The 20,340-nt window shown below is 36.4% G+C and carries 21 protein-coding genes; 17 read left to right on the top strand and 4 right to left on the bottom strand.

Annotated elements, in window-relative coordinates; genetic code table 11:
- The first annotated feature begins 30 nt into the window (after window positions 1–30).
- The 4 genes from IGL36_RS07330 (at window position 31) to IGL36_RS07315 (ending at window position 3,173) form a co-directional block, all read left to right on the top strand.
- Entirely contained in the window at window positions 31–1,053 is a 1,023-nt protein-coding gene (locus IGL36_RS07330) for an NAD(P)H-dependent glycerol-3-phosphate dehydrogenase (protein ID WP_002398344.1), read from the top strand.
- An 11-nt stretch (window positions 1,054–1,064) separates the two neighbouring features.
- Window positions 1,065–1,961, top strand: coding sequence for a UTP--glucose-1-phosphate uridylyltransferase GalU (galU, locus tag IGL36_RS07325; protein ID WP_002357314.1), 897 nt, complete (start codon window positions 1,065–1,067; stop codon window positions 1,959–1,961).
- A gap of 177 nt (window positions 1,962–2,138) precedes the next feature.
- A complete protein-coding gene (locus IGL36_RS07320; RefSeq protein WP_002357316.1) occupies window positions 2,139–2,570 on the top strand; it encodes a DUF948 domain-containing protein in 432 nt (143 codons plus the stop codon).
- 15 nt (window positions 2,571–2,585) lie between these two features.
- A complete protein-coding gene (locus IGL36_RS07315) occupies window positions 2,586–3,173 on the top strand; it encodes a YtxH domain-containing protein (RefSeq protein ID WP_002381831.1) in 588 nt (195 codons plus the stop codon).
- A 120-nt stretch (window positions 3,174–3,293) separates the two neighbouring features.
- On the opposite strand, the gene IGL36_RS07310 is transcribed toward IGL36_RS07315, so the two are convergent.
- On the bottom strand, window positions 3,294–4,397 hold the full coding sequence (locus tag IGL36_RS07310) for an aminopeptidase P family protein (RefSeq protein WP_002361926.1): 1,104 nt from the start codon (window positions 4,395–4,397) through the stop codon (window positions 3,294–3,296).
- A 214-nt stretch (window positions 4,398–4,611) separates the two neighbouring features.
- Between IGL36_RS07310 and ccpA the strand changes: the two genes are divergently transcribed.
- A complete protein-coding gene (ccpA, locus tag IGL36_RS07305) occupies window positions 4,612–5,613 on the top strand; it encodes a catabolite control protein A (RefSeq protein ID WP_002357319.1) in 1,002 nt (333 codons plus the stop codon).
- A 103-nt stretch (window positions 5,614–5,716) separates the two neighbouring features.
- Here the strand turns inward: ccpA and IGL36_RS07300 are convergent, their stop codons facing one another.
- Window positions 5,717–6,001, bottom strand: coding sequence for a hypothetical protein (locus tag IGL36_RS07300; protein WP_002371910.1), 285 nt, complete (start codon window positions 5,999–6,001; stop codon window positions 5,717–5,719).
- Window positions 6,002–6,161: 160 nt separating this feature from the next.
- On the opposite strand from IGL36_RS07300, the gene IGL36_RS07295 reads away from it, so the two are divergent.
- Together IGL36_RS07295 and IGL36_RS07290 are read left to right on the top strand one after the other, a co-directional pair.
- Window positions 6,162–6,854, top strand: coding sequence for an ATP-binding cassette domain-containing protein (locus IGL36_RS07295; RefSeq protein WP_002380363.1), 693 nt, complete (start codon window positions 6,162–6,164; stop codon window positions 6,852–6,854).
- Entirely contained in the window at window positions 6,847–7,947 is a 1,101-nt protein-coding gene (locus IGL36_RS07290) for an ABC transporter permease (protein ID WP_002394504.1), read from the top strand. The genes IGL36_RS07295 and IGL36_RS07290 overlap by 8 nt, the downstream gene beginning before the upstream one ends.
- A gap of 185 nt (window positions 7,948–8,132) precedes the next feature.
- Here the strand turns inward: IGL36_RS07290 and IGL36_RS07285 are convergent, their stop codons facing one another.
- A complete protein-coding gene (locus IGL36_RS07285) occupies window positions 8,133–10,529 on the bottom strand; it encodes a transglycosylase domain-containing protein (protein WP_002398342.1) in 2,397 nt (798 codons plus the stop codon).
- Between the two features lie 184 nt (window positions 10,530–10,713).
- Here IGL36_RS07285 and tyrS point away from each other — a divergent pair, with 184 nt between their 5' ends.
- The 10 genes from tyrS to ybaK all read left to right on the top strand — a co-directional run bounded on the left by tyrS (window position 10,714) and on the right by ybaK (window position 19,764).
- Window positions 10,714–11,976 (top strand): tyrosine--tRNA ligase, encoded by a 1,263-nt coding sequence (gene tyrS / locus IGL36_RS07280; protein ID WP_002357324.1) that lies wholly within the window; start codon window positions 10,714–10,716, stop codon window positions 11,974–11,976.
- A gap of 4 nt (window positions 11,977–11,980) precedes the next feature.
- A complete protein-coding gene (locus IGL36_RS07275; protein WP_002365741.1) occupies window positions 11,981–12,160 on the top strand; it encodes a hypothetical protein in 180 nt (59 codons plus the stop codon).
- A complete protein-coding gene (locus IGL36_RS07270; protein WP_002371904.1) occupies window positions 12,157–12,819 on the top strand; it encodes a YdeI/OmpD-associated family protein in 663 nt (220 codons plus the stop codon). The genes IGL36_RS07275 and IGL36_RS07270 overlap by 4 nt, the downstream gene beginning before the upstream one ends.
- Window positions 12,819–13,286 (top strand): DUF1801 domain-containing protein, encoded by a 468-nt coding sequence (locus tag IGL36_RS07265; protein ID WP_002369299.1) that lies wholly within the window; start codon window positions 12,819–12,821, stop codon window positions 13,284–13,286. The genes IGL36_RS07270 and IGL36_RS07265 overlap by 1 nt, the downstream gene beginning before the upstream one ends.
- Before the next feature lie 10 nt (window positions 13,287–13,296).
- Window positions 13,297–14,190 (top strand): deoxyribonuclease IV, encoded by an 894-nt coding sequence (locus IGL36_RS07260; protein ID WP_002357396.1) that lies wholly within the window; start codon window positions 13,297–13,299, stop codon window positions 14,188–14,190.
- 193 nt (window positions 14,191–14,383) lie between these two features.
- The gene (locus IGL36_RS07255; protein ID WP_002357397.1) at window positions 14,384–14,602 is read left to right on the top strand and encodes a YneF family protein; all 219 of its coding nucleotides are present in this window, start codon (window positions 14,384–14,386) and stop codon (window positions 14,600–14,602) included.
- Window positions 14,603–14,799: 197 nt separating this feature from the next.
- On the top strand, window positions 14,800–16,551 hold the full coding sequence (locus tag IGL36_RS07250) for an ABC transporter ATP-binding protein (protein WP_002391275.1): 1,752 nt from the start codon (window positions 14,800–14,802) through the stop codon (window positions 16,549–16,551).
- Complete coding sequence (locus IGL36_RS07245) at window positions 16,551–18,335, top strand: ABC transporter ATP-binding protein (protein ID WP_002371901.1); 1,785 nt, start codon at window positions 16,551–16,553, stop codon at window positions 18,333–18,335. The genes IGL36_RS07250 and IGL36_RS07245 overlap by 1 nt, the downstream gene beginning before the upstream one ends.
- A gap of 155 nt (window positions 18,336–18,490) precedes the next feature.
- Entirely contained in the window at window positions 18,491–19,252 is a 762-nt protein-coding gene (gene aroD / locus IGL36_RS07240; RefSeq protein WP_002357400.1) for a type I 3-dehydroquinate dehydratase, read from the top strand.
- The gene (gene ybaK, locus IGL36_RS07235) at window positions 19,249–19,764 is read left to right on the top strand and encodes a Cys-tRNA(Pro) deacylase (RefSeq protein WP_002398340.1); all 516 of its coding nucleotides are present in this window, start codon (window positions 19,249–19,251) and stop codon (window positions 19,762–19,764) included. The genes aroD and ybaK overlap by 4 nt, the downstream gene beginning before the upstream one ends.
- 127 nt (window positions 19,765–19,891) lie before the next feature.
- On the opposite strand, the gene IGL36_RS07230 is transcribed toward ybaK, so the two are convergent.
- Entirely contained in the window at window positions 19,892–20,299 is a 408-nt protein-coding gene (locus tag IGL36_RS07230; RefSeq protein ID WP_002357402.1) for a ribonuclease HI family protein, read from the bottom strand.
- Window positions 20,300–20,340 lie beyond the last annotated feature (41 nt).

Genomic DNA, 20,340 nt, shown 5'->3' with positions numbered 1-20,340 from the left:
ACGTTGTTTAGCGAAAGGAGAGTTTCACCGATGAAACAAAAAGTCGCTGTTTTAGGTCCAGGTTCCTGGGGGACAGCTTTAGCTCAAGTATTAGCCGAAAATGGACACGAGGTCTGTATTTGGGGAAATAAACCAGAGCAAATCGATGAAATAAATACAAAACACACCAACAAACATTATTTACCAGAATTAATCTTACCTACTTCAATTCAGGCAACCACTGATTTAGCTACTGCTTTAGTAGATGTGGATGCGGTACTGTTTGTGGTACCAACTAAAGCCATTCGTTTAGTAGCACAAGAAGTGGCCCAACATTTAAAAACAAAACCAATTATTATTCATGCAAGTAAAGGGCTCGAGCAAGGTACACATAAGCGGATTTCAGAAGTGATAGCAGAAGAGATTCCAGCAGAAAAACGGCAAGGGATTGTGGTTTTATCTGGTCCAAGCCATGCAGAAGAAGTCGCTGTTCATGATATCACAACCATTACAGCAGCAAGCGAAAATTTAGCAGACGCTGTGTATGTGCAAGAGTTGTTTATGAATGATTACTTTAGAATTTATACGAATGATGATGTGATTGGTGTAGAAACAGGGGCGGCCTTAAAAAATATTATTGCTTTGGGCGCCGGAGCGATTCATGGCTTAGGCTTTGGTGATAATGCCAAAGCGGCAATTATGACTCGTGGTTTAGCAGAAATTAGTCGTTTAGGGGTTGCGATGGGAGCAAACCCATTAACATTTATTGGTTTAAGTGGTGTTGGGGATTTAATTGTTACTTGTACAAGTGTCCATTCTCGAAATTGGCGTGCGGGTAATTTATTAGGAAAAGGCCATAAGTTAGATGAAGTCTTAGAAAACATGGGCATGATTGTGGAAGGTGTTTCAACAACTAAAGCAGCCTATGAATTGGCACAACAATTAGAAGTCGAAATGCCAATCACAGAAACAATCTACAATGTCTTGTACAATGACGAAGATGTACAACAAGCAGCAAAAGAAATCATGTTGCGCGATGGCAAAACCGAAAACGAATTTACACTTGATTTTTAGGAGGAAAAAAGATGAAAGTTAAAAAGGCAGTTATTCCAGCAGCTGGGTTAGGAACACGTTTCTTGCCGGCTACCAAAGCGATGGCAAAAGAAATGTTACCGATTGTTGATAAACCAACGATTCAATTTATTGTAGAAGAAGCACTAGCTTCAGGAATCGAAGATATTTTAATTGTGACAGGCAAAGCCAAACGTCCGATTGAAGATCATTTCGATTCAAATGTTGAATTAGAAAATAATTTAAAAGAAAAAAATAAAACCGATTTATTGAAATTAGTCGAAGAAACAACGGATGTTAATTTACATTTTATTCGTCAATCCCATCCGAAAGGCTTAGGACACGCTGTTTTACAAGCGAAAGCATTTGTTGGCAATGAACCTTTTGTCGTGATGTTAGGCGACGATTTAATGGAAGATAAAGTGCCATTAACGAAACAATTAATGGATGATTATGAACAAACACATGCTTCGACAATTGCGGTAATGAAAGTACCCCATGAAGATACTTCAAAATATGGTATTATCAATCCAGAAAAAGAAATCGAAAAAGGACTATACAATGTCGAGAACTTTGTTGAAAAACCAAAACCCGAGGAAGCACCAAGTGATTTAGCGATTATCGGCCGTTATTTATTAACCCCTGAAATTTTTGATGTACTTGAAAATCAAAAACCAGGAGCTGGTAACGAAATTCAGTTAACAGATGCGATTGACACTTTAAATAAAACACAACGCGTTTTTGCTCGTGAGTTTAAAGGTGAACGTTACGACGTTGGCGATAAATTTGGGTTTATGAAAACAAGCATTGAATATGGTTTGACTCATCCAGAAGTAAAAGATAATTTGCGAGAATACATTATTAATTTAGGTGCTCAATTAGCGAAAAAAGAGCAACCAAAAGAAAAATAAATAAAAATAAGCGTAAAATTTCAATTCGTTAGAAGGAAATTTTACGCTTATTTTCTTAAAGAAAAGGGCATGAGAATTTTATAAAATAAATTGTCATTCTTAGCTTTATGAGTTGTGAAAAATATAAGTTGGTGTTATCCTAAGATTATAAATAAAATTTCAGAGGGGAGTAATGATATGTCAGGTGGGGAAATTGCTGCCTTAATTGCAGCGGTAGCATTTGTTGTTTTAGTCATCTTTTTAGTACTTGTGTTATATAAAGTCTCTCAAGTTGTTTCAAAAATTGAAGATACAATTGATGAAACAAATACAACAATCAAAGTCGTGACTAGCGATGTGAATGTATTGAGTCGCCAAGTGGAAGGCTTGCTTGTTAAAAGTAATGAACTATTGACAGATGTGAATCAAAAAGTGGCAACGATTGATCCGTTGTTTACGGCCGTTGCTGATTTAAGCGAAAGTGTCTCTGAATTGAACACCTCAAGTAAACATTTGATTACAAAGGTAGGAACCGTAGGGAAAGGCACAGCGAAAGCTGGTTTAGTGAGTAAAGTAGGCGGTTCTGCTTTTAGAGCAATGCGTTCAAAAAATAAAAAAACAAATAACTAATTGGAGGAGATTTTTATGGCTAAAAAAGGCGGATTTTTCTTAGGAGCAGTAATTGGTGGAACAGCAGCAGCCGTTGCCGCATTATTACTTGCACCAAAATCAGGTAAAGAATTACGTGATGATTTATCAAATCAAACAGATGATTTAAAAAACAAAGCGCAAGATTACACAGATTATGCTGTTCAAAAAGGAACAGAATTAACAGAAATCGCAAAACAAAAAGCCGGCGTTTTATCAGATCAAGCCTCTGATTTGGCAGGTTCTGTCAAAGAAAAAACAAAAGATTCATTGGATAAAGCACAAGGTGTTTCTGGCGACATGCTTGATAACTTTAAAAAACAAACAGGTGATTTATCTGATCAATTTAAAAAAGCAGCTGACGATGCTCAAGATCACGCAGAAGATTTAGGTGAAATTGCCGAAGATGCAGCAGAAGATATCTATATTGACGTTAAAGATTCTGCGGCAGCGGCCAAAGAAACTGTTTCTGCTGGTGTCGATGAAGCAAAAGAAACCACCAAAGATGTTCCTGAAAAAGCTGCAGAAGCAAAAGAAGATGTTAAAGATGCAGCGAAAGACGTAAAAAAAGAATTTAAAGGGTAACAAGCGTTTAGCTTATGAAAGTTAGCAACGGATCGTGTTGCTTTTGTTCAGCGGCTTACCTTAAAATTTAGAAATGAGGCCATCAGTCCGGTTGACTGATGGCCTCATTTTATTTTTATGCTATTGAATAATTTGCAATTCTTTGGTTGTCTTAGTGAATGGTTCGGAGCCTGTTTTCGTTACGTGTAAACAATCTTCAATACGAACGCCTACTTTTCCAGGAATGTAAATACCGGGCTCAATAGAGAAACACATACCTTCTTCAATGACTAAATCATTGCCATGAACTAGCGATGGGTATTCATGGACAGTGGTTCCAATGCCATGGCCTAAGCGATGGTTAAAGTATTCACCATAACCAGCTTTTGTAATTACACCTCGGGCAATATCATCTAATTCGCCTGCTGTAACACCAGGTTTCACCGCTTCAGTTGCTGCTAATTGTGCTTCTAAGACAATTCCATAAATTTCTTTTTGGAAATCAGAAGGTTCCAAGTAGCTGACTGTTCGTGTGGCATCACTACAATAGCCATTATGAACGACACCTAAATCAAATAACACTAAGTCATGGGGCTCAATTTTTGTTTCGCCAGGTACCCCGTGAGGACTAGCTCCGTTTTTTCCTGTTAAGACTAACGTATCAAAACTCATTGAGCGAATACCTTGACGTTTTAATTGATACTCGATTTCTGCAACAATTTCTTGTTCCGCAACGCCTGCTTGAATTGCTTTGAAGCCAATCTCAAAAGCGACATCAGCCCAACTACCAGCTTCTAGTAAACGTTGAATTTCAGGTTCTGTTTTAATTAATTGAAGTTTTTCAATTAAAGGCGTAACATCATGCGAAAAATCGCTAGCTGGGAAATAGGTTTTCAATTGATCGAAACGAGCTAAAGAAAGAGCTTGTTTTTCTAAAGCAAAGCGTGGTGTGCCTTGTGTTCGTTTATTTAATAAAGCCGCAATTTTTTCCCAAGGATTTTCGCTATCTAAATAACCATAAACGGGATAAGTCCAACTACTCTTTTCGGCATCTTCGACTTCCAATGCAGGTGTAAATAAAAATGATTGGTCGTCCGCAGCGATAAACAAAGCTAACACGCGTTCATGAGGTTCGCTTTCGTAACCGGAAAAGTAAGCGATATGACCAGGATCACTAATATAAGTGAAGTCAATCTTTTCTTGGTGCATCCAATTTTTTAAATCGGCAATTTTTTCTTGATTCATAAAACATCCTTCTTTCTTTTATTCTGAAGTGAATCACAGTACTATCATAACATGAAATGACAAAAAGTTCCTTTTGAAATGGAAAGTAAATTTTCATGAAAAAACGATAAAACGGTTGCAAAAATAGAAGAATTTTGATATTCTAGGCTAGGAAAGAAATGTAAACAGTGTTTTCAGAAAATGAGAACAAATTCATATTTATAGGAGAAGAAACATGGAAAAACAAACAATTACAATTTATGATGTTGCTAGAGAGGCAAATGTATCTATGGCTACTGTTTCTCGTGTTGTCAATGGTAATCCCAATGTAAAACCAGCAACGCGTAAAAAAGTCTTAGAAGTGATTGATCGCTTAGATTACCGTCCTAACGCAGTCGCACGTGGTTTAGCAAGTAAAAAAACGACAACAGTGGGTGTTATTATTCCAGATGTTAGTAATGCATTTTTTGCTTCATTAGCACGTGGCATTGACGATGTGGCTACAATGTATAAATATAATATCATTTTAGCTAATTCAGATGGAGACGATCAAAAAGAAGTTACTGTATTGAACAATTTACTTGCCAAGCAAGTAGATGGGATTATCTTTATGGGTCATCGCATTACAGATGATATTCGTGGTGAATTTTCACGTTCAAAAACACCTGTTGTCTTAGCAGGTTCAATTGATCCAGATGAACAAGTCGGTAGCGTTAATATTGATTACACAGAAGCAACGAAAGATGCAACAGCGACTTTAGCGAAAAATGGGAACAAAAAAATTGCTTTTGTTAGTGGTGCATTAATCGATCCAATTAATGGTCAAAACCGAATGAAAGGCTACAAAGAAGCCTTAGCGGAAAATGGCTTGTCTTATAATGAAGGCTTAGTTTTTGAATCTGAATATAAATTTAAAGCAGGTATTAATTTGGCTGAGCGTGTCCGTAATAGTGGGGCAACTGCTGCCTTTGTTACAGACGATGAGCTAGCGATTGGTTTATTAGATGGGATGCTAGATGCTGGTGTGAAAGTTCCAGAAGAATTTGAAATCATTACAAGCAATAACTCATTGCTTACAGAAGTCTCTCGTCCACGTCTATCAAGTATTACACAACCTTTATATGATATCGGTGCCGTGTCAATGCGCTTATTAACAAAACTAATGAACAAAGAAGAAATTGAAGAAAAAACAGTTGTTTTACCTTATGGAATTGATCAAAAAGGTTCAACAAAATAAGAGAAAATTCTACTAGAAATGCAAAAAAGTACAAGAAGAAATCATGAAAATGATTTCTTCTTGTACTTTTTTATTTGCGTAATATCTTTTTAGTTTAAATCTGTTACCAAGTTCTATAAGAGAATACCCAATAATGTTTGTAATGACCTGGAAAATGCCAGGTCTTTGGACGACGAGCATAGTAACTTCTATTGTAGCCTCTAGGGTATCTTAATGTTTTATAATGCACATTAATCAGGCCGCTCCATCCTGTTCTATACTCCCATTGATCAGCAGTATGAGGGACATTTTCATAGTACGCAGCATCCACTTCATTAGGAGATATAACACTTGAAATAAAAAAACTAGTCAAAAGAGAGAACGTACCAACAATTACCTTTTTCTTCATAATTCATCTACTCCTTTAAATATATATTGAATAATTCCTTATTCAATACATATTTTATCATATATCATTCCAAAAATTAAGTAAAAATTAAAAATATTTTAATTTCATTGGAAACAAATGATTTTTATGGTATCTTTAGATTAAAAAAAGAGGTGTTTCTATGAAGGTAAAAGAATTAACTGTCGAGTATGGTAATAGAACAATTATAGAAAATTTATCTATGCAAGCTGAATTTGGTGAAATAATTGGCTTAGTTGCTCCTAATGGAACTGGAAAAACCACGTTCTTTAATGCTATATCTGGTTTAATCCCTAGAAAAAATGGAAATATTAGTTTAAATAAGATTGATTACAATAGTAGAAGTGCAACGTATTTAAAAGAACTATTTTTTCTTGAAAGTAGTAAAAATTTATATGATTATTTGACGCCGAAAGAACATCTTGAATATATTAAAGCCGCTTGGAAAAGTAATAGCGATATAGAGCATATTTTTGAACAATTAAAGATGAAAGAATATCAAAATAAAACAATAAAAAAATTATCTCTTGGAATGAAACAACATGTATTATTAGCAATGTATCTAGCAAGTGATGCAACAATACTTTTGTTAGACGAACCTTTTAATGGATTGGATCCTACTAGTGTTAGTTTATTCATAATGTGCTTAAAAGAAATAGTTTCTAAAGATAAAATAGTTATTTTATCTTCTCATGATTTGTATAATGTTGAACACACATGTACACGTATTTTATTTATGAAAAATAAAAAGCTGGTTGAGAATGATCAACGTAACCTTTCTTTACGTGAACAATATGATAACTTATATTTAAGAGGAGAAGAAAGAAATGCTTAAGATAGAAACGATAAAAATATTGAAAGAGAAGAGTCTGTGGTTTGTGTTTGTATCCTTTATTTTAATGTTAATTTATCCGTTACTAGCTCAACCCCAACAACTTTCTTTTAAAGAAATGCAATATGAAAACCGAATCAAAAATAACGAACAAGCGAAAGAAAAAATGAAAAATGAACCTGCAGCAAAAGAAACTTTAAATGAGATAGAAGATGAAAGTGAGCAATTAAGGAAAGCAATTAATGCCATCAAAATTGGTGATGAATGGGCTTTATTAGAAGCTGAGAAAAAATTGGAAGAAAGTAATTTAAACGCAATGTTAAAAGGAACATTGTACAGTATACCAATTATTGAGCAACAAAAAAGAGTCAAAGAATTGCAATATTTATCTGAAAACAGGATCAAACAAGTGGATTCTTCTGAAGTTGCTAAAATGCCTGCTTTGAATTACCTAGGTTTTCTTTTATCGATGGATTTTCCATATACATTATTATTAATTATCCCTAGTTTAATGATTATAGCGCTCGCAACTTTAGAAAAAAGAAAAAATACTGTTTCTTTATGGAATGGCCTTCCCTTAAAACTATGGAAAAAATATTCTATTAAAATAAGTAGTATTTTGTTTACAGTCGGATTGGTTTCTTATCTGTCAATCTTTCTTTCTGTAATCAGTGCATTTTTCAAAAATGGTCTGGGAAACCCTGATTATCCAGTCGCGATTATTGAAAAGGGACAAAGTGTTACAATCATTTCTCTTTCTAACTATTTGTCGAGAAGCCTAATTATGTTTGGTATGCTGTTATTAGCATTGACAGTATTCAGTTTCTTGCTTTCACTATTTACTGGAAATTTGATTGTTCATAGCTTGCTAATTGTTGGTGTGGTATTATCTTCAGGAGTTAGCCTGATTTCCAATAAATTTTTCTTTACATCTTATATGAATTTTCCCAAAATTATTAATGGAGGAAATGGGTATGAGCCGATGGATGAGATAGGTCTCACATTTGATTTTTCTTTAAAGATGATAGTTGTCTATGTATTAATAAGTTTAATAGTATCTGCTATTGTTTTGAGAAACAGAAAGGGATTATTTTAGTTAAAATAGGTTGATTGCTGCATATTATTTCATTAAATGTAGGAGCTATTTTTGAATAGCTCGAGCTAGTATCGATGGTAAAGAATAAGAGAAACAATAAAAGTAGAGACGTAATCCATCAATTGATGAATTACGTCTCTACTTTTTTACATAATTTTGGTTGCAAGCTTAACTTACCAAATTCTTTAGTTGTTCTTTTTATTGTTATTGTTGTTGTTATTATTTGTAGTGGCACGTGGAGCAAGATTTCCCCAGTAAGAAGCGTAATTGCTGTCTGTTCCACCGATCCCAAATTTATAGGTACTTTGTGGTGCACCATCTTTGGCATAGTATGAAGTCGTTGTTTTGCCAGGTGTGTTGAACTTGGCACCATTATAGGTAATTGAGCCAGGCTTTTCACCAGTAAATTCAGAAACTTTTGATTTAATAACGCTTGGATCTAATTCAAATTTTTGACCAATGCCAAACAATTCTGGATTCGCATAGTACAGCGCATTAGCTAAGTTCGCCATATAATTCCCGTTATTGTCGCCGCTGGTCGTCGTCATTGGCGCTGGTAGATCATGTCCCGTCCAAGAACTTAGTGTCACAGTTGGAGTAGAGACAATCAGCCATGAATCTTTAAACTCATCAGTTGTCCCAGTTTTTCCGACCCAATCAGCACTGGCTAAATGAGGATTCAAGCCAGCTAACGTTGGTTTGAATTTTGTCGTATTCGCAGAATCCACCACTGAACGCAACAAGTCATTCATAATAGAAGCGGTCGCCGGTGAATAAACTTGCGTTCCTTCATCTTTGTGTTCGTAGACCACATGTCCGCTATTGTCTGTAATTTTTTCAATCATGTAGGCTTTTTGATATTTGCCTTTGTTAGCAAGTGCTTGGAAACCGTTTGTTTGAGTTACAACATTTGTTTCTACTGGACCCAAAGGTGCAGATTCGTAAGCCCAAGCATCTGAAGCTGGATAGTTCATTTTGCTTAAGTAGTGATTATAAGAAAAATTATCATCACCCATTTTTTTCCTTAGCTCATTATTAACATGAACGACAGGTATATTGAAAGACCAATTCAAGGCATTCCGAACAGTCACGAATTGATTTAAATCCACAGTTGTTGAGTTCACAAATTCACGACCATCAGCATAAGTCGTTGGGTAGTTGGCCAGACGACTTTCAGAACCAATGAGTCCTTGATCAATCGCAGGACCATAGACAGAAATTGGTTTAATCGTAGAACCAACTTGACGATCGGCATTAAAGGCATGGTTGTTTTGATTAATATCGAAGTTTCTGCCGCCGATAAAACCAAGGATACGACCAGTAGCGTTATCCATTAAAATATTGCCAGTTTCAATCATTGTATTCCCATTGACATCTGCAGTTCCATCATCAAGCAAATAACCATAATTTGCGACAGCGGTTTGCATCGTGTTATAAATGTTCTGATCAATGGTCGATTGGATTGTATAGCCTTGCGACTGGATTTCGCGACGTGCTTGTTCTTCATATTGATCTAAACCAACTTGATCTAAATCATCACGATTAACTTTAGCTTTTTTCATATCTAAATCCATGACAATCTCAACTGCTTTATCTAACACCGTGTAGTATAGATAGCCTTCTGTATTGACATTGGCCTGCTCTGTTGGTAAAAAGTCTTTTTTCAAGTCGTAAGCTTTGGCTTCTTTATATTCCTTTTGTGAAATAGCTTTTTCTCGGTACATACTGAAAAGAACAAAATCTTTTCTCTTCATTCCTAAAGACAAATCGTCTTTCAAGGCACCAGTGTTAGTATAGGGCGTGTAAACAATGGGACTTTGGGGAAGTCCTGCGATAAAGGCCGCTTGAGGAAGATTCAAGTCCTTGGCACTTTTACCAAAGAGTCCTTTGGCTGCTTCTTCCACGCCTGCAATATTTTCACCTTTGTTATTACGACCAAAAGGGGAGACATTTAGATAAGTTGTCACGATTTCGTCCTTAGAAAAGTATTTTTCAATACGTAAAGCTAATAAAATTTCGTTGGCTTTCCGTTTAAAAGTCGTTTCGTCAGTTAAAATCTGTTGCTTGACCAATTGCTGAGTCAATGTTGAACCACCAGAAGAACCGCCGATACCTGTCGCATCAGAAATCAACGCTCGAACTAGCGCTTTTGGTACCACCCCATGATGTTCTTCAAAATATTCATCTTCTGTTGAAATAATGGCTTTTTTTAGCAATGGAGACATTTGATCGCCATTAATTCGTGTCCGAATTAAATCTGATTTGATGTTAGCAATCGGAGTACCATCTGCGTAAGTCATTTTTGACACTTCGGTAATATCACTGATTTCTTTTTGCAATTCTTCCTTCGTTGGGGGCTGTGTATCTTCAACTAGAAAAGCAAAATAGCCCATTCCAATACCTAAGCCAAGAGAGCCACCTAAGACAATCAGAATAACCCCAAAAACCACTAATGACTGAAAAACGCGAATAATGACATTTAAAATAAGTAAAAAGACATTGCCGCCAGCAGAGGTCGTTGGTTTTTGCTTATTGTTACTTGAATTATTTTTCAAAAGTTTCACCTCAATAAAATGATACATTCTGTGTTATTATAGCAAAAAAAAGCTTCTATGAATAGTTTCTACACCAATTGCCATTTTTTGTTGAAAAAACTTAAGAGAAAATAGGGAAATCTCATTTTTTGACTTTTCAAGTGTGACAGAATCGGTTACTATGAATAGGGGAATTTGATCTATTATTATGTTTTACTATAGGAGGAAAATCATGAATTCAGCTTTTTTTGAAGAATTAAAAGCCCGTGGGTTGGTCTACCAAGTCACAGATGAAGAAGCCTTACAAAAACAATTAAATGAAGAATCTGTTAAATTATATATCGGCTTTGATCCAACGGCAGACAGTTTACACATCGGGCATCTACTGCCAATTCTTATGTTACGTCGTTTCCAACAAAATGGTCATGTGCCCATTGCTTTAGTTGGTGGCGGAACAGGCATGATTGGTGATCCATCATTCAAAGATGCAGAGCGTAGTTTAAACACACTTGATACAGTGAAAGCTTGGTCTGAAAGTATTAAGGGCCAGTTGTCACGTTTTATCGATTTTGAAGATGAAAAAAATCCAGCGATTCTAGCAAATAACTATGATTGGCTTGGAGAGCTTTCGTTAATTGATTTCTTACGTGATGTTGGAAAAAACTTTACAATTAACTATATGATGAGTAAAGAAAGCGTGAAACGCCGAATCGAAACAGGAATTTCTTATACTGAATTTGCGTATCAATTATTACAAGCGTATGATTTCTTGAAATTGTACGAAACAGAAGGTTGTTTATTGCAATTAGGCGGCAGTGATCAATGGGGGAACATTACTTCAGGGATTGAATTATTACGCCGAGAACAAGAAGTTCAAGGATTCGGCTTAACCATGCCTTTAATTACAAAAGCAGATGGTACCAAATTTGGTAAAACAGAAGGAAACGCAGTTTGGCTAGATGCGGAAAAAACTTCGCCATATGAATTTTATCAATTCTGGATTAACACAGATGATCGTGATGTCGTGAAATTCTTGAAATACTTTACTTTCTTAACATTGGATGAAATTGCAACAATTGAAGAAGAATTTACAGCGAACCCAGGTCAACGTGCTGCGCAAAAAGCGTTAGCCAAAGAAGTGACTACTTTAGTCCACGGTGAAGCAGCCTATCATCAAGCGGTTAAAATTTCAGAAGCATTGTTCAGCGGAGATATCCAAAGCTTAACAGCAGAAGAAATTAAACAAGGATTTAAAGATGTACCAACGTACGAGGTGCAACCAGAGGATCAATTAAGTTTAGTTGACTTATTAGTTACCTCAAAAATAGAACCATCCAAACGTCAAGCCCGTGAAGATGTTCAAAATGGAGCGATTTACGTCAATGGAGAACGTAGACAAGATTTAGCAGCTGAATTGACAGAAACTGATAAAATCGAAGGACAATTTACTGTGATTCGTCGCGGTAAGAAAAAATATTTCTTGTTAAAATACTAAAAAAATGAAAGCTTGGGACGAAGGTCGTTTAGACAACAGGTTCCAAGCTTTCGCTTTTAAAAAAGATAAATTGGGATTAATTCTGTTACAAAAAACTCTTTTTTACTATTGGGCATATTCAATTACAGATAACTTGTGCTATGCTAGAATAAAAAGTGCAGTCGCTATAAGGAGTAGGTTATGAAATCAATTGTCGAAAAGTTAAACTTAACGAAGTATCAGCAACTAGTTATTTTAAATAGACCACAGGGAGAGTATCTATCTGAATTTGCTTCAGCCGCGCAGCAATTACCCTCAGAACCAGTTGAGCTGATTTTTGCATTTGTGAAAACAATGGCGGAATTTCAAGAGATTGTTTCAATGGTGATTGAAGGTCAACATTTAGTAGAAAATGGGTTGTTATATGTGGCTTATCCGAAAAAAGGCAATAAAATGTATCCAACCTTTGTCCACCGAGATGAAATTTTTCCAACATTACAAGTAAACGAGGCAGATGGGTATATTAAAGGCTCAACCTTAAAATTTAATCGCATGGTTAGTTTAGATGAGACTTTTACGGTTGTCGGCATGAAGAATGTTCTTAAAAAGCCAGCGAAGAATCAGACCAGTTCTGCTGTTGGGGATTATGTTCAATATTTACCAGAAATTGAAGCGTTGGTACAAACAGAACCAGCTGCTGCAGCGACATTCGCTGCATTAACGCCTGGTTATCAAAAAGAGTGGGCGCGGTATGTATTTAGTGCAAAGCGAGCGGAGACACGGAAAAAGCGGCAAACTGAAATGTTAGTTATTTTAAAAGAAGGCTATAAAACCAAAGCGCTTTATCAGCAAAGGAAGAAATAATGGCGCAGTCAATTGAAACAGTTACAGCATACATCGAAACAGTTGAACCAAACTGGCGAATTGCTTATCAGCAAGTATTAGATGTCGTTTCGCAAAATTTGCCAGCAGGATTTGAATTAACAATGCAATATGGCATGCCAACCTTTGTTGTGCCGCTTTCAGTATTTCCAGAAGGCTATCTTAACCGTGGTGATGAACCGTTACCATTCATCAGCTTAGGCGCTACTAAAAGGCAAGTAGCTTTATATCACATGGGATTAATGGGAAATGAAGCCGTCCGAAGTTGGTTTCAAGAAGCCTATCAGGAACAAGTGTCAACAAAGCTAAACATGGGGAAAAGTTGTCTTCGCTTCACTAATCCTAAGCGAATACCCTATGAACTAATTGGCGAATTAGTAACAAAAATCACGCTTGAAGAATGGCTGCAACAGTATCAACACTACCAAAAGAAAAAGAAGAATTATTAGGAGGAACCACATGTTATTAGGATCACACGTTAGTATGAGTGGCAAGAAAATGCTATTAGGCTCTGCCGAGGAAGCGGCTAGTTATGGCTCAACAACCTTTATGATTTATACAGGCGCGCCACAAAACACGCGCCGAAAACCGATTGAAGAAATGAATATTGAAGCTGGGCAAGCGTTTATGAAGGAACACAATTTAAGTAATATCGTCGTTCATGCCCCGTATATTATTAATTTAGGTAATACAATTAAAACGGAAAATTTCGGTTTTGCCGTAGACTTTTTGCGTCAAGAAATTGAGCGAGCACAAGCGTTGGGAGCAACGCAAATCACGTTACACCCAGGTGCGCATGTTGGCGCAGGTCCAGAAGCCGGCATCAAACAAATTGTTAAAGGTCTAAACGAAGTCTTGTGGAAAGAGCAAATCCCTCAAATCGCTTTAGAAACAATGGCTGGTAAAGGAACCGAAATCGGCCGTACGTTTGATGAACTAGCTGCGATTATTGACGGAGTTACGCTAAATGATAAACTTTCTGTCACTCTGGATACTTGCCACATTAATGATGCAGGTTATAATGTAAAAGATGATTTTGATGGCGTATTAGTTGAATTTGATAAAATTATCGGATTGGATCGTTTAAAAGTTATTCATGTGAATGATTCTAAAAATCCTATGGGCTCACATAAAGATCGTCATGCCAATATTGGCTTTGGCACTATTGGTTTTGAAGCTTTAAACGGTGTGGTTCACCATGAAAAATTAACTGCTTTACCAAAAATTTTAGAAACACCTTATGTCGGAGAAGACAAAAAAAATAAAAAGGCCCCTTACGGCTTTGAAATTGCGATGTTAAAAAATCAAACATTTGATCCAGAATTATTAGAAAAAATTCAAGGACAAAACTAAAGCAACAATCGCTCTTAAAGGTCCTATTGACATTTAAGAGCGTATATTTTTGACTTTTAATCACTATTTTGCAAAAAAATCAGACTTTTTTCATTATTTAAGAGAAATCCCGCAAAAAGAACTTTTCTTTTTTTGCTATTTCTAGTAAAATAATTCATTGAGAGCAAAACTATACGGAGAGGAGAGAGTTTCAATGGCAACAGGTTGGGTAGTATTAATCGCAGTAATCGCTTTATTAGTAGGCGCTGCAGGGGGCTTTTTCCTTGCACGCAAATATATGCAAGATTATTTCAAAAAAAATCCTCCCGTTAATGAGGATATGTTACGCATGATGATGGCATCAATGGGTCAAAAACCGTCAGAGAAAAAGGTTAGACAAATGATGCAACAAATGAAAAACCAAGGAAAATAGTAAAGGTTATTCAGGTAATCATGAATAAGTGTAAAAACGGGCTGATTTTCAGTCCGTTTTTTTGTTGTTTTGCGGGAGAATAGGATAATCTAGGAGGAAAAGAGCGAAACGTTTAATCAAAAACAACAATAACGAAGAAACCTTCTAGCTCGAAAGTAGTCTTCGTAGAACAACAAAGTAAAAGGAGGGACAACTAAATGTCCATATTCAAAAAATTAGGCTGGTTTTTTAAGCAAGAGAAAAAAAGTTATATTATTGGGGTTTTCTCATTAATGATGGTCGCTCTTGTTCAATTAGTCCCGCCCAAAGTTATTGGCGTCGTTGTAGATGAAATCGTTAACAAAGAAATTCGCTTAACGAAAATTATCGTGTGGGTTGCACTCTTGATTGGTGCTGGGCTTGCCCAATATCTTTTTCGCTATATTTGGCGGATGCATATTTGGGGGAGTGCGGCTCGTTTGGAAAAAGAGCTACGGACTCAATTATTTCATCATTTCACAAAAATGGATAGCATCTTTTATCAGAAATATCGGACAGGTGACTTGATGGCGCATGCAACCAATGATTTAAATGCCATCCAAAATGTTGCTGGAGCTGGGATTTTAACGTTTGCCGACTCTGTGATTACGGGAGGAACAACGATTATCGCAATGGTTCTATTTGTCGATTGGCGCTTAACATTAATTGCTTTATTACCGCTGCCTTTATTAGCCGTCACTTCACGAGTTCTAGGTTCTAAGTTGCATGATGCCTTTCGAGATTCACAAGCTGCTTTTTCAGCGATTAATGATAAAACACAAGAAAGTATTACTGGAATTAAAGTCATTAAAACATTTGGGCAAGAAAAAGAAGATCTTGCTGATTTTACAGAGAAAATTGATGATGCTATCGTCAAAAATAAACGAACGAACTTTTTAGATGCACTATTTGATCCGTTTATTACGCTGATTATTGGTGTTTCTTATGTTTTGACAATTATTATTGGTGGTCGTTTCATCATGGAAGGAACGATTAGTTTAGGTCAGTTGGTCTCTTTCATTGCCTATATTGGGATGCTAGTTTGGCCAATGTTTGCGATTGGGCGCTTATTTAATGTGTTAGAACGTGGGAATGCTAGTTACGATCGTGTGAACGAATTATTACATGAAAAAACGCATATTATCGAACGAAAAGATGCCATCAAAACAATGGCGCAAGGGACAATTTCAATGAAGATTGATTCTTTTTCTTATCCAAAAGAAGAGGCAGTGGCATTGGAAAATATCCAATTTTCGTTGCAAGAAGGAGAAACCTTGGGGATTGTTGGTAAAACAGGCGCTGGTAAAACCACTATTTTGAAGTTGTTGATGCGTGAATATGATCAATACCAAGGAACGATTTCCTTTGGAAAACATAACATTAAAAATTACACATTAGATGCATTGATGGGTGCAATGGGGTACGTGCCACAGGACCATTTTCTCTTTTCCATGACGGTACGAGATAACATTCGTTTTGCTAAACCACACTTGGAACAAGCAGCAGTTGAACAAGCGGCAGCATTAGCATTTATTAACCAAGAAATTAAAGCATTCCCTGAAGGCTATGACACAATGGTTGGGGAACGTGGCGTTTCGCTTTCTGGAGGACAAAAACAACGGATTTCTATTGCACGGGCCTTGATTGTTGAACCAGAATTGTTAATTTTAGACGATGCCTTATCTGCAGTCGATGCGAAGACTGAAGAGGCGATTTTATCAAATCTAAAAGAAACGCGCCAAGAAAAAACCACTATCATTACAGCGCATCGTTTAAGTAGTGTCATGCATGCAAAAGAAATCTTAGTGTTGGATGAAGGGAAAATTATTGAACGGGGGACGCATCAAGAGTTACTGGCTCAGAAGGGTTGGTATCAGCGGATGTGGGAAAAACAGCAATTAGAAGCGAAAATTGAAGGAAGTGAGAGTTAATGGAAGAAAAGTATCAATCCGAATGGTCCAGAGAGTTACCGATGAAAGAACAATTAACGATTGTTCAGCGTTTGTTTCGTTTTGCCAAACCGTTTCGACGCATGTTTTACACAGCTATTCTCTTTGCATTTGGCTTATCAATTATCAATATTCTTTTGCCTAGAGTCATTCAAGTTTTTATGGATAATTATTTAACGCCTAAAACTGCTACAATGCAAGTGATTCTAACTTTTGCTGCTATTTATTTTTTTGGTGTCATTGTCAAAAGTATTGTTTGGTTTTTCCAATGGTATTTGTATTCGATGGCTTCTTTAAAAACGTATCAATATATACGAGTGAAATTATTTGAAAAATTACACACTTTAGGTATGCGTTATTTTGATCAAACACCAGCGGGTTCGACGGTGTCTCGTGTTACCAACGATACAGAAACATTGTTTGAATTCTGGTATGTATTCCTAATGGTGATTACAGGAATTTTTGCCGTAATCTCGTCATTTTTTGCAATGTTTCAACTCAGTCCAGAAATTTCATTTTATTGTCTAATTTTCTTGCCAATTTTATTAGTTGTAATTTGGTATTACCAAAAATTTAGTTCAAAATTATATCGCAGTATGCGGGAAAAATTAAGTCAATTAAACACCAAACTAAATGAATACATCTCTGGTATGCAAATCATTCAACAATTTCGCCAAGAAAAGCGTTTGGAAAAAGAATTTGAGGAAACCAATGATGATTATTTAAAAACACGAGTAGCAATGATTCGTATGAATTCGTTATTATTAAGTCCCATCATTAATTTGTTGTATACGTTGGCGATTGCATTGGCCTTAACTATGTTTGGCATCGATGCTTTACATTCTCCTGTAGAAGCGGGGATGATTTATGCTTTTGTAACGTATGTCCAAGCTTTTTTTAATCCGATGACACAAATGATGGACTTCCTAAGTATCTTTACAGATGGGATTGTCGCAGGTAGTCGTATTTTAAAAATTATGGATACGGAAGAATTAACACCGCAACAATCAGTAGGTGCGAATGGGGAAATTATCCGCGGGAAAATTGAATTTCGCAATGTTACTTTTTCTTATGATGGCAAAAACGAAGTATTGAAAAATATTAGCTTTGTCGCAAATCCCGGGGAAACCGTCGCTTTAGTCGGTCATACTGGAAGTGGTAAAAGTTCAATTATTAATGTACTCATGCGTTTCTATGAATTTTATGAAGGGCAGATTTTAATTGATGATCGTGACATTTGTGATTTTCCCATGACAGAATTACGGGAAAAGATGGGCTTGGTATTACAGGATGCTTTCATGTTTTATGGAGATATTGCTGGAAATATCCGTTTACTGAATCCAAACATCACAGATGAACAAATTAAACAGGCTGCGGAATTTGTTCAGGCGGATAAATTTATTCACACGTTACCCAATACCTATCATGCGAAAGTCATTGAACGAGGAGCGAGTTATTCTAGCGGGCAACGTCAATTAATTTCGTTTGCACGAACGATTGTGACTGATCCCAAAATTTTAGTTTTAGATGAAGCAACCGCTAATATTGATACAGAAACAGAAGGATTGATTCAAGAAGGATTAGCCAAAATGCGTCAAGGGAGAACGACAATTGCGATTGCGCATCGCCTTTCGACGATTCGTGACGCAAACTTGATTTTAGTTTTAGACAAAGGGCAGATTGTAGAACGAGGAACGCACGAAACGTTACTGGCAGAAGGTGGCCTTTATGCGGATATGTATCAGTTACAAAGTACGGAAGTTTAACGTAACAATAGAAAGAGTTAAATAACCCAAACAAAGGCATTTAGTGTTAGGAAATTCCTAATTCTAGGTGTCTTTGTAGCTCTTTAAATTGCAAAAAAGAATAGAAATGGTATGATATGAAGAGAGAAAAACAAACGAGGAAGTTAGGTGGAACTGTGAAGCCAGTTATAGTCAAAAATGTACGAATAGGTGAAGGGAATCCCAAAATTGTGGTGCCCATTGTTGCTCCAACAGCCGAGGATATTTTGGCCGAAGCAACGGCGAGCCAAACACTAGATTGTGATTTGGTAGAATGGCGTTTAGACTATTATGAAAATGTCGCTGATTTTTCCGATGTATGTAATCTTTCACAACAAGTAATGGAACGGTTGGGGCAAAAACCGTTATTGTTAACTTTTCGTACACAAAAAGAAGGCGGCGAAATGGCTTTTTCTGAGGAAAATTATTTTGCTTTGTATCATGAATTAGTGAAAAAGGGTGCGTTGGATTTATTAGATATTGAATTATTTGCGAATCCGCTGGCGGCAGATACGTTAATTCACGAAGCTAAAAAGGCGGGGATTAAAATTGTTCTCTGTAATCACGACTTTCAGAAAACACCATCGCAAGAGGAGATTGTCGCGCGGTTACGCCAAATGCAAATGCGTCAGGCAGATATTTGTAAAATAGCTGTGATGCCACAAGATGCGACAGATGTGCTTACGTTACTTTCAGCAACCAATGAAATGTACACCCATTATGCATCCGTTCCAATCGTTACTATGTCAATGGGACAGTTAGGGATGATTAGTCGCGTAACAGGTCAACTGTTCGGATCGGCACTAACTTTTGGCTCAGCCCAGCAAGCGTCTGCACCAGGCCAACTATCCGTACAAGTATTAAGAAATTATTTAAAGACATTCGAACAAAACAAGTGATTCAGAAGGTGAAAAAAGTGGCAAAGAAAAAAACACAACAAAAAACGAATGCGATGCGCATGGTAGAACAACATAAAGTACCATATAAAGAATATGAATTCGCTTGGAGTGACGATCATTTAAGTGCAGAAAGTGTTGCTGAAAGTTTAGGTATTGAAAAAGGACGAATTTTTAAAACCTTGGTTACAGTAGGTAATAAAACAGGTTCAGTCGTGGCTGTCATTCCTGGTAATCAAGAATTAGATTTGAAAAAATTAGCGAAAGCTAGTGGCAACAAAAAGGTAGAAATGCTTCACTTAAAAGATTTAGAAGCAACCACAGGCTATATTCGTGGGGGCTGTTCCCCAATTGGGATGAAAAAACAATTTCCCACCTATTTGGCTGAAGAAGCTCAACAATATTCTGCAATTATTGTTTCTGCAGGCAAACGTGGCATGCAAATTGAATTAGCGCCTGAAGCAATCCTTTCGCTAACCAATGGACAATTTGCGGGAATAACGACAGAAGAATAAGTGGTTATAAGAAGAGGTTGAGACAGAACCGTTTATCTGTTTTTAAGCGTGGAGCAAAAAACACTAGGGATTTTTGCTCCACGCTTAACTATCAAATTAATAAAGGAAAAACATTAACTAATCTGTGCTACTTTTTATTGGGATAAAATTTTTGTAATGCTTGCCGTGCAAGCATATCGGCCGCTTTGTTTTGACTTTCAGGTAGCCATTTGATTAAGAGTAAAGGAAAATTCTTTTCTAGTTGTTGATATTCTGCTAAATAAGGCTGGTACTTTTCATTTTTAGCATAGTTTTTTTCAATTGTTTGGACAACAATTTTACTATCTGAGTGGAGAAGAACGGTTTGTTGATTGTCTTCATTGGCAATCGCTTGTTTTAAAGCTTCAATCAGCACTTTAAATTCGGCTTCGTGATTACTAACAATGCCTAGAGGCACATGCAATTGTTGCCGCGATTGGTCGGTGAGGTAAACGATACCGCCGCCAGATTCACCTGGATTGCCTTTTGTTGCAGCATCTACATAAATTCTTAACATAAAATTACTCCTAATTTCTTTTTGTTCTTAAAAAAAGTATG

The organism is Enterococcus sp. AZ011 (assembly GCF_050548355.1).
GTDB lineage: Bacteria > Bacillota > Bacilli > Lactobacillales > Enterococcaceae > Enterococcus > Enterococcus faecalis.
Note: the sequence above shows the minus strand (reverse complement) of the source record. Positions and strands in the feature narration are given on the sequence as shown.

Bases quoted from the DNA above. Each gene is read 5' to 3' on its own strand.
- IGL36_RS07330 (WP_002398344.1), top strand. From the start codon at position 31: ATGAAACAAAAAGTCGCTGTTTTAGGTCCAGGTTCCTGGGGGACAGCT.
- galU (WP_002357314.1), top strand. From the start codon at position 1,065: ATGAAAGTTAAAAAGGCAGTTATTCCAGCAGCTGGGTTAGGAACACGT.
- IGL36_RS07320 (WP_002357316.1), top strand. From the start codon at position 2,139: ATGTCAGGTGGGGAAATTGCTGCCTTAATTGCAGCGGTAGCATTTGTT.
- IGL36_RS07315 (WP_002381831.1), top strand. From the start codon at position 2,586: ATGGCTAAAAAAGGCGGATTTTTCTTAGGAGCAGTAATTGGTGGAACA.
- IGL36_RS07310 (WP_002361926.1), bottom strand. From the start codon at position 4,397: ATGAATCAAGAAAAAATTGCCGATTTAAAAAATTGGATGCACCAAGAA.
- ccpA (WP_002357319.1), top strand. From the start codon at position 4,612: ATGGAAAAACAAACAATTACAATTTATGATGTTGCTAGAGAGGCAAAT.
- IGL36_RS07300 (WP_002371910.1), bottom strand. From the start codon at position 6,001: ATGAAGAAAAAGGTAATTGTTGGTACGTTCTCTCTTTTGACTAGTTTT.
- IGL36_RS07295 (WP_002380363.1), top strand. From the start codon at position 6,162: ATGAAGGTAAAAGAATTAACTGTCGAGTATGGTAATAGAACAATTATA.
- IGL36_RS07290 (WP_002394504.1), top strand. From the start codon at position 6,847: ATGCTTAAGATAGAAACGATAAAAATATTGAAAGAGAAGAGTCTGTGG.
- IGL36_RS07285 (WP_002398342.1), bottom strand. From the start codon at position 10,529: ATGTATCATTTTATTGAGGTGAAACTTTTGAAAAATAATTCAAGTAAC.
- tyrS (WP_002357324.1), top strand. From the start codon at position 10,714: ATGAATTCAGCTTTTTTTGAAGAATTAAAAGCCCGTGGGTTGGTCTAC.
- IGL36_RS07275 (WP_002365741.1), top strand. From the start codon at position 11,981: ATGAAAGCTTGGGACGAAGGTCGTTTAGACAACAGGTTCCAAGCTTTC.
- IGL36_RS07270 (WP_002371904.1), top strand. From the start codon at position 12,157: ATGAAATCAATTGTCGAAAAGTTAAACTTAACGAAGTATCAGCAACTA.
- IGL36_RS07265 (WP_002369299.1), top strand. From the start codon at position 12,819: ATGGCGCAGTCAATTGAAACAGTTACAGCATACATCGAAACAGTTGAA.
- IGL36_RS07260 (WP_002357396.1), top strand. From the start codon at position 13,297: ATGTTATTAGGATCACACGTTAGTATGAGTGGCAAGAAAATGCTATTA.
- IGL36_RS07255 (WP_002357397.1), top strand. From the start codon at position 14,384: ATGGCAACAGGTTGGGTAGTATTAATCGCAGTAATCGCTTTATTAGTA.
- IGL36_RS07250 (WP_002391275.1), top strand. From the start codon at position 14,800: ATGTCCATATTCAAAAAATTAGGCTGGTTTTTTAAGCAAGAGAAAAAA.
- IGL36_RS07245 (WP_002371901.1), top strand. From the start codon at position 16,551: ATGGAAGAAAAGTATCAATCCGAATGGTCCAGAGAGTTACCGATGAAA.
- IGL36_RS07230 (WP_002357402.1), bottom strand. From the start codon at position 20,299: ATGTTAAGAATTTATGTAGATGCTGCAACAAAAGGCAATCCAGGTGAA.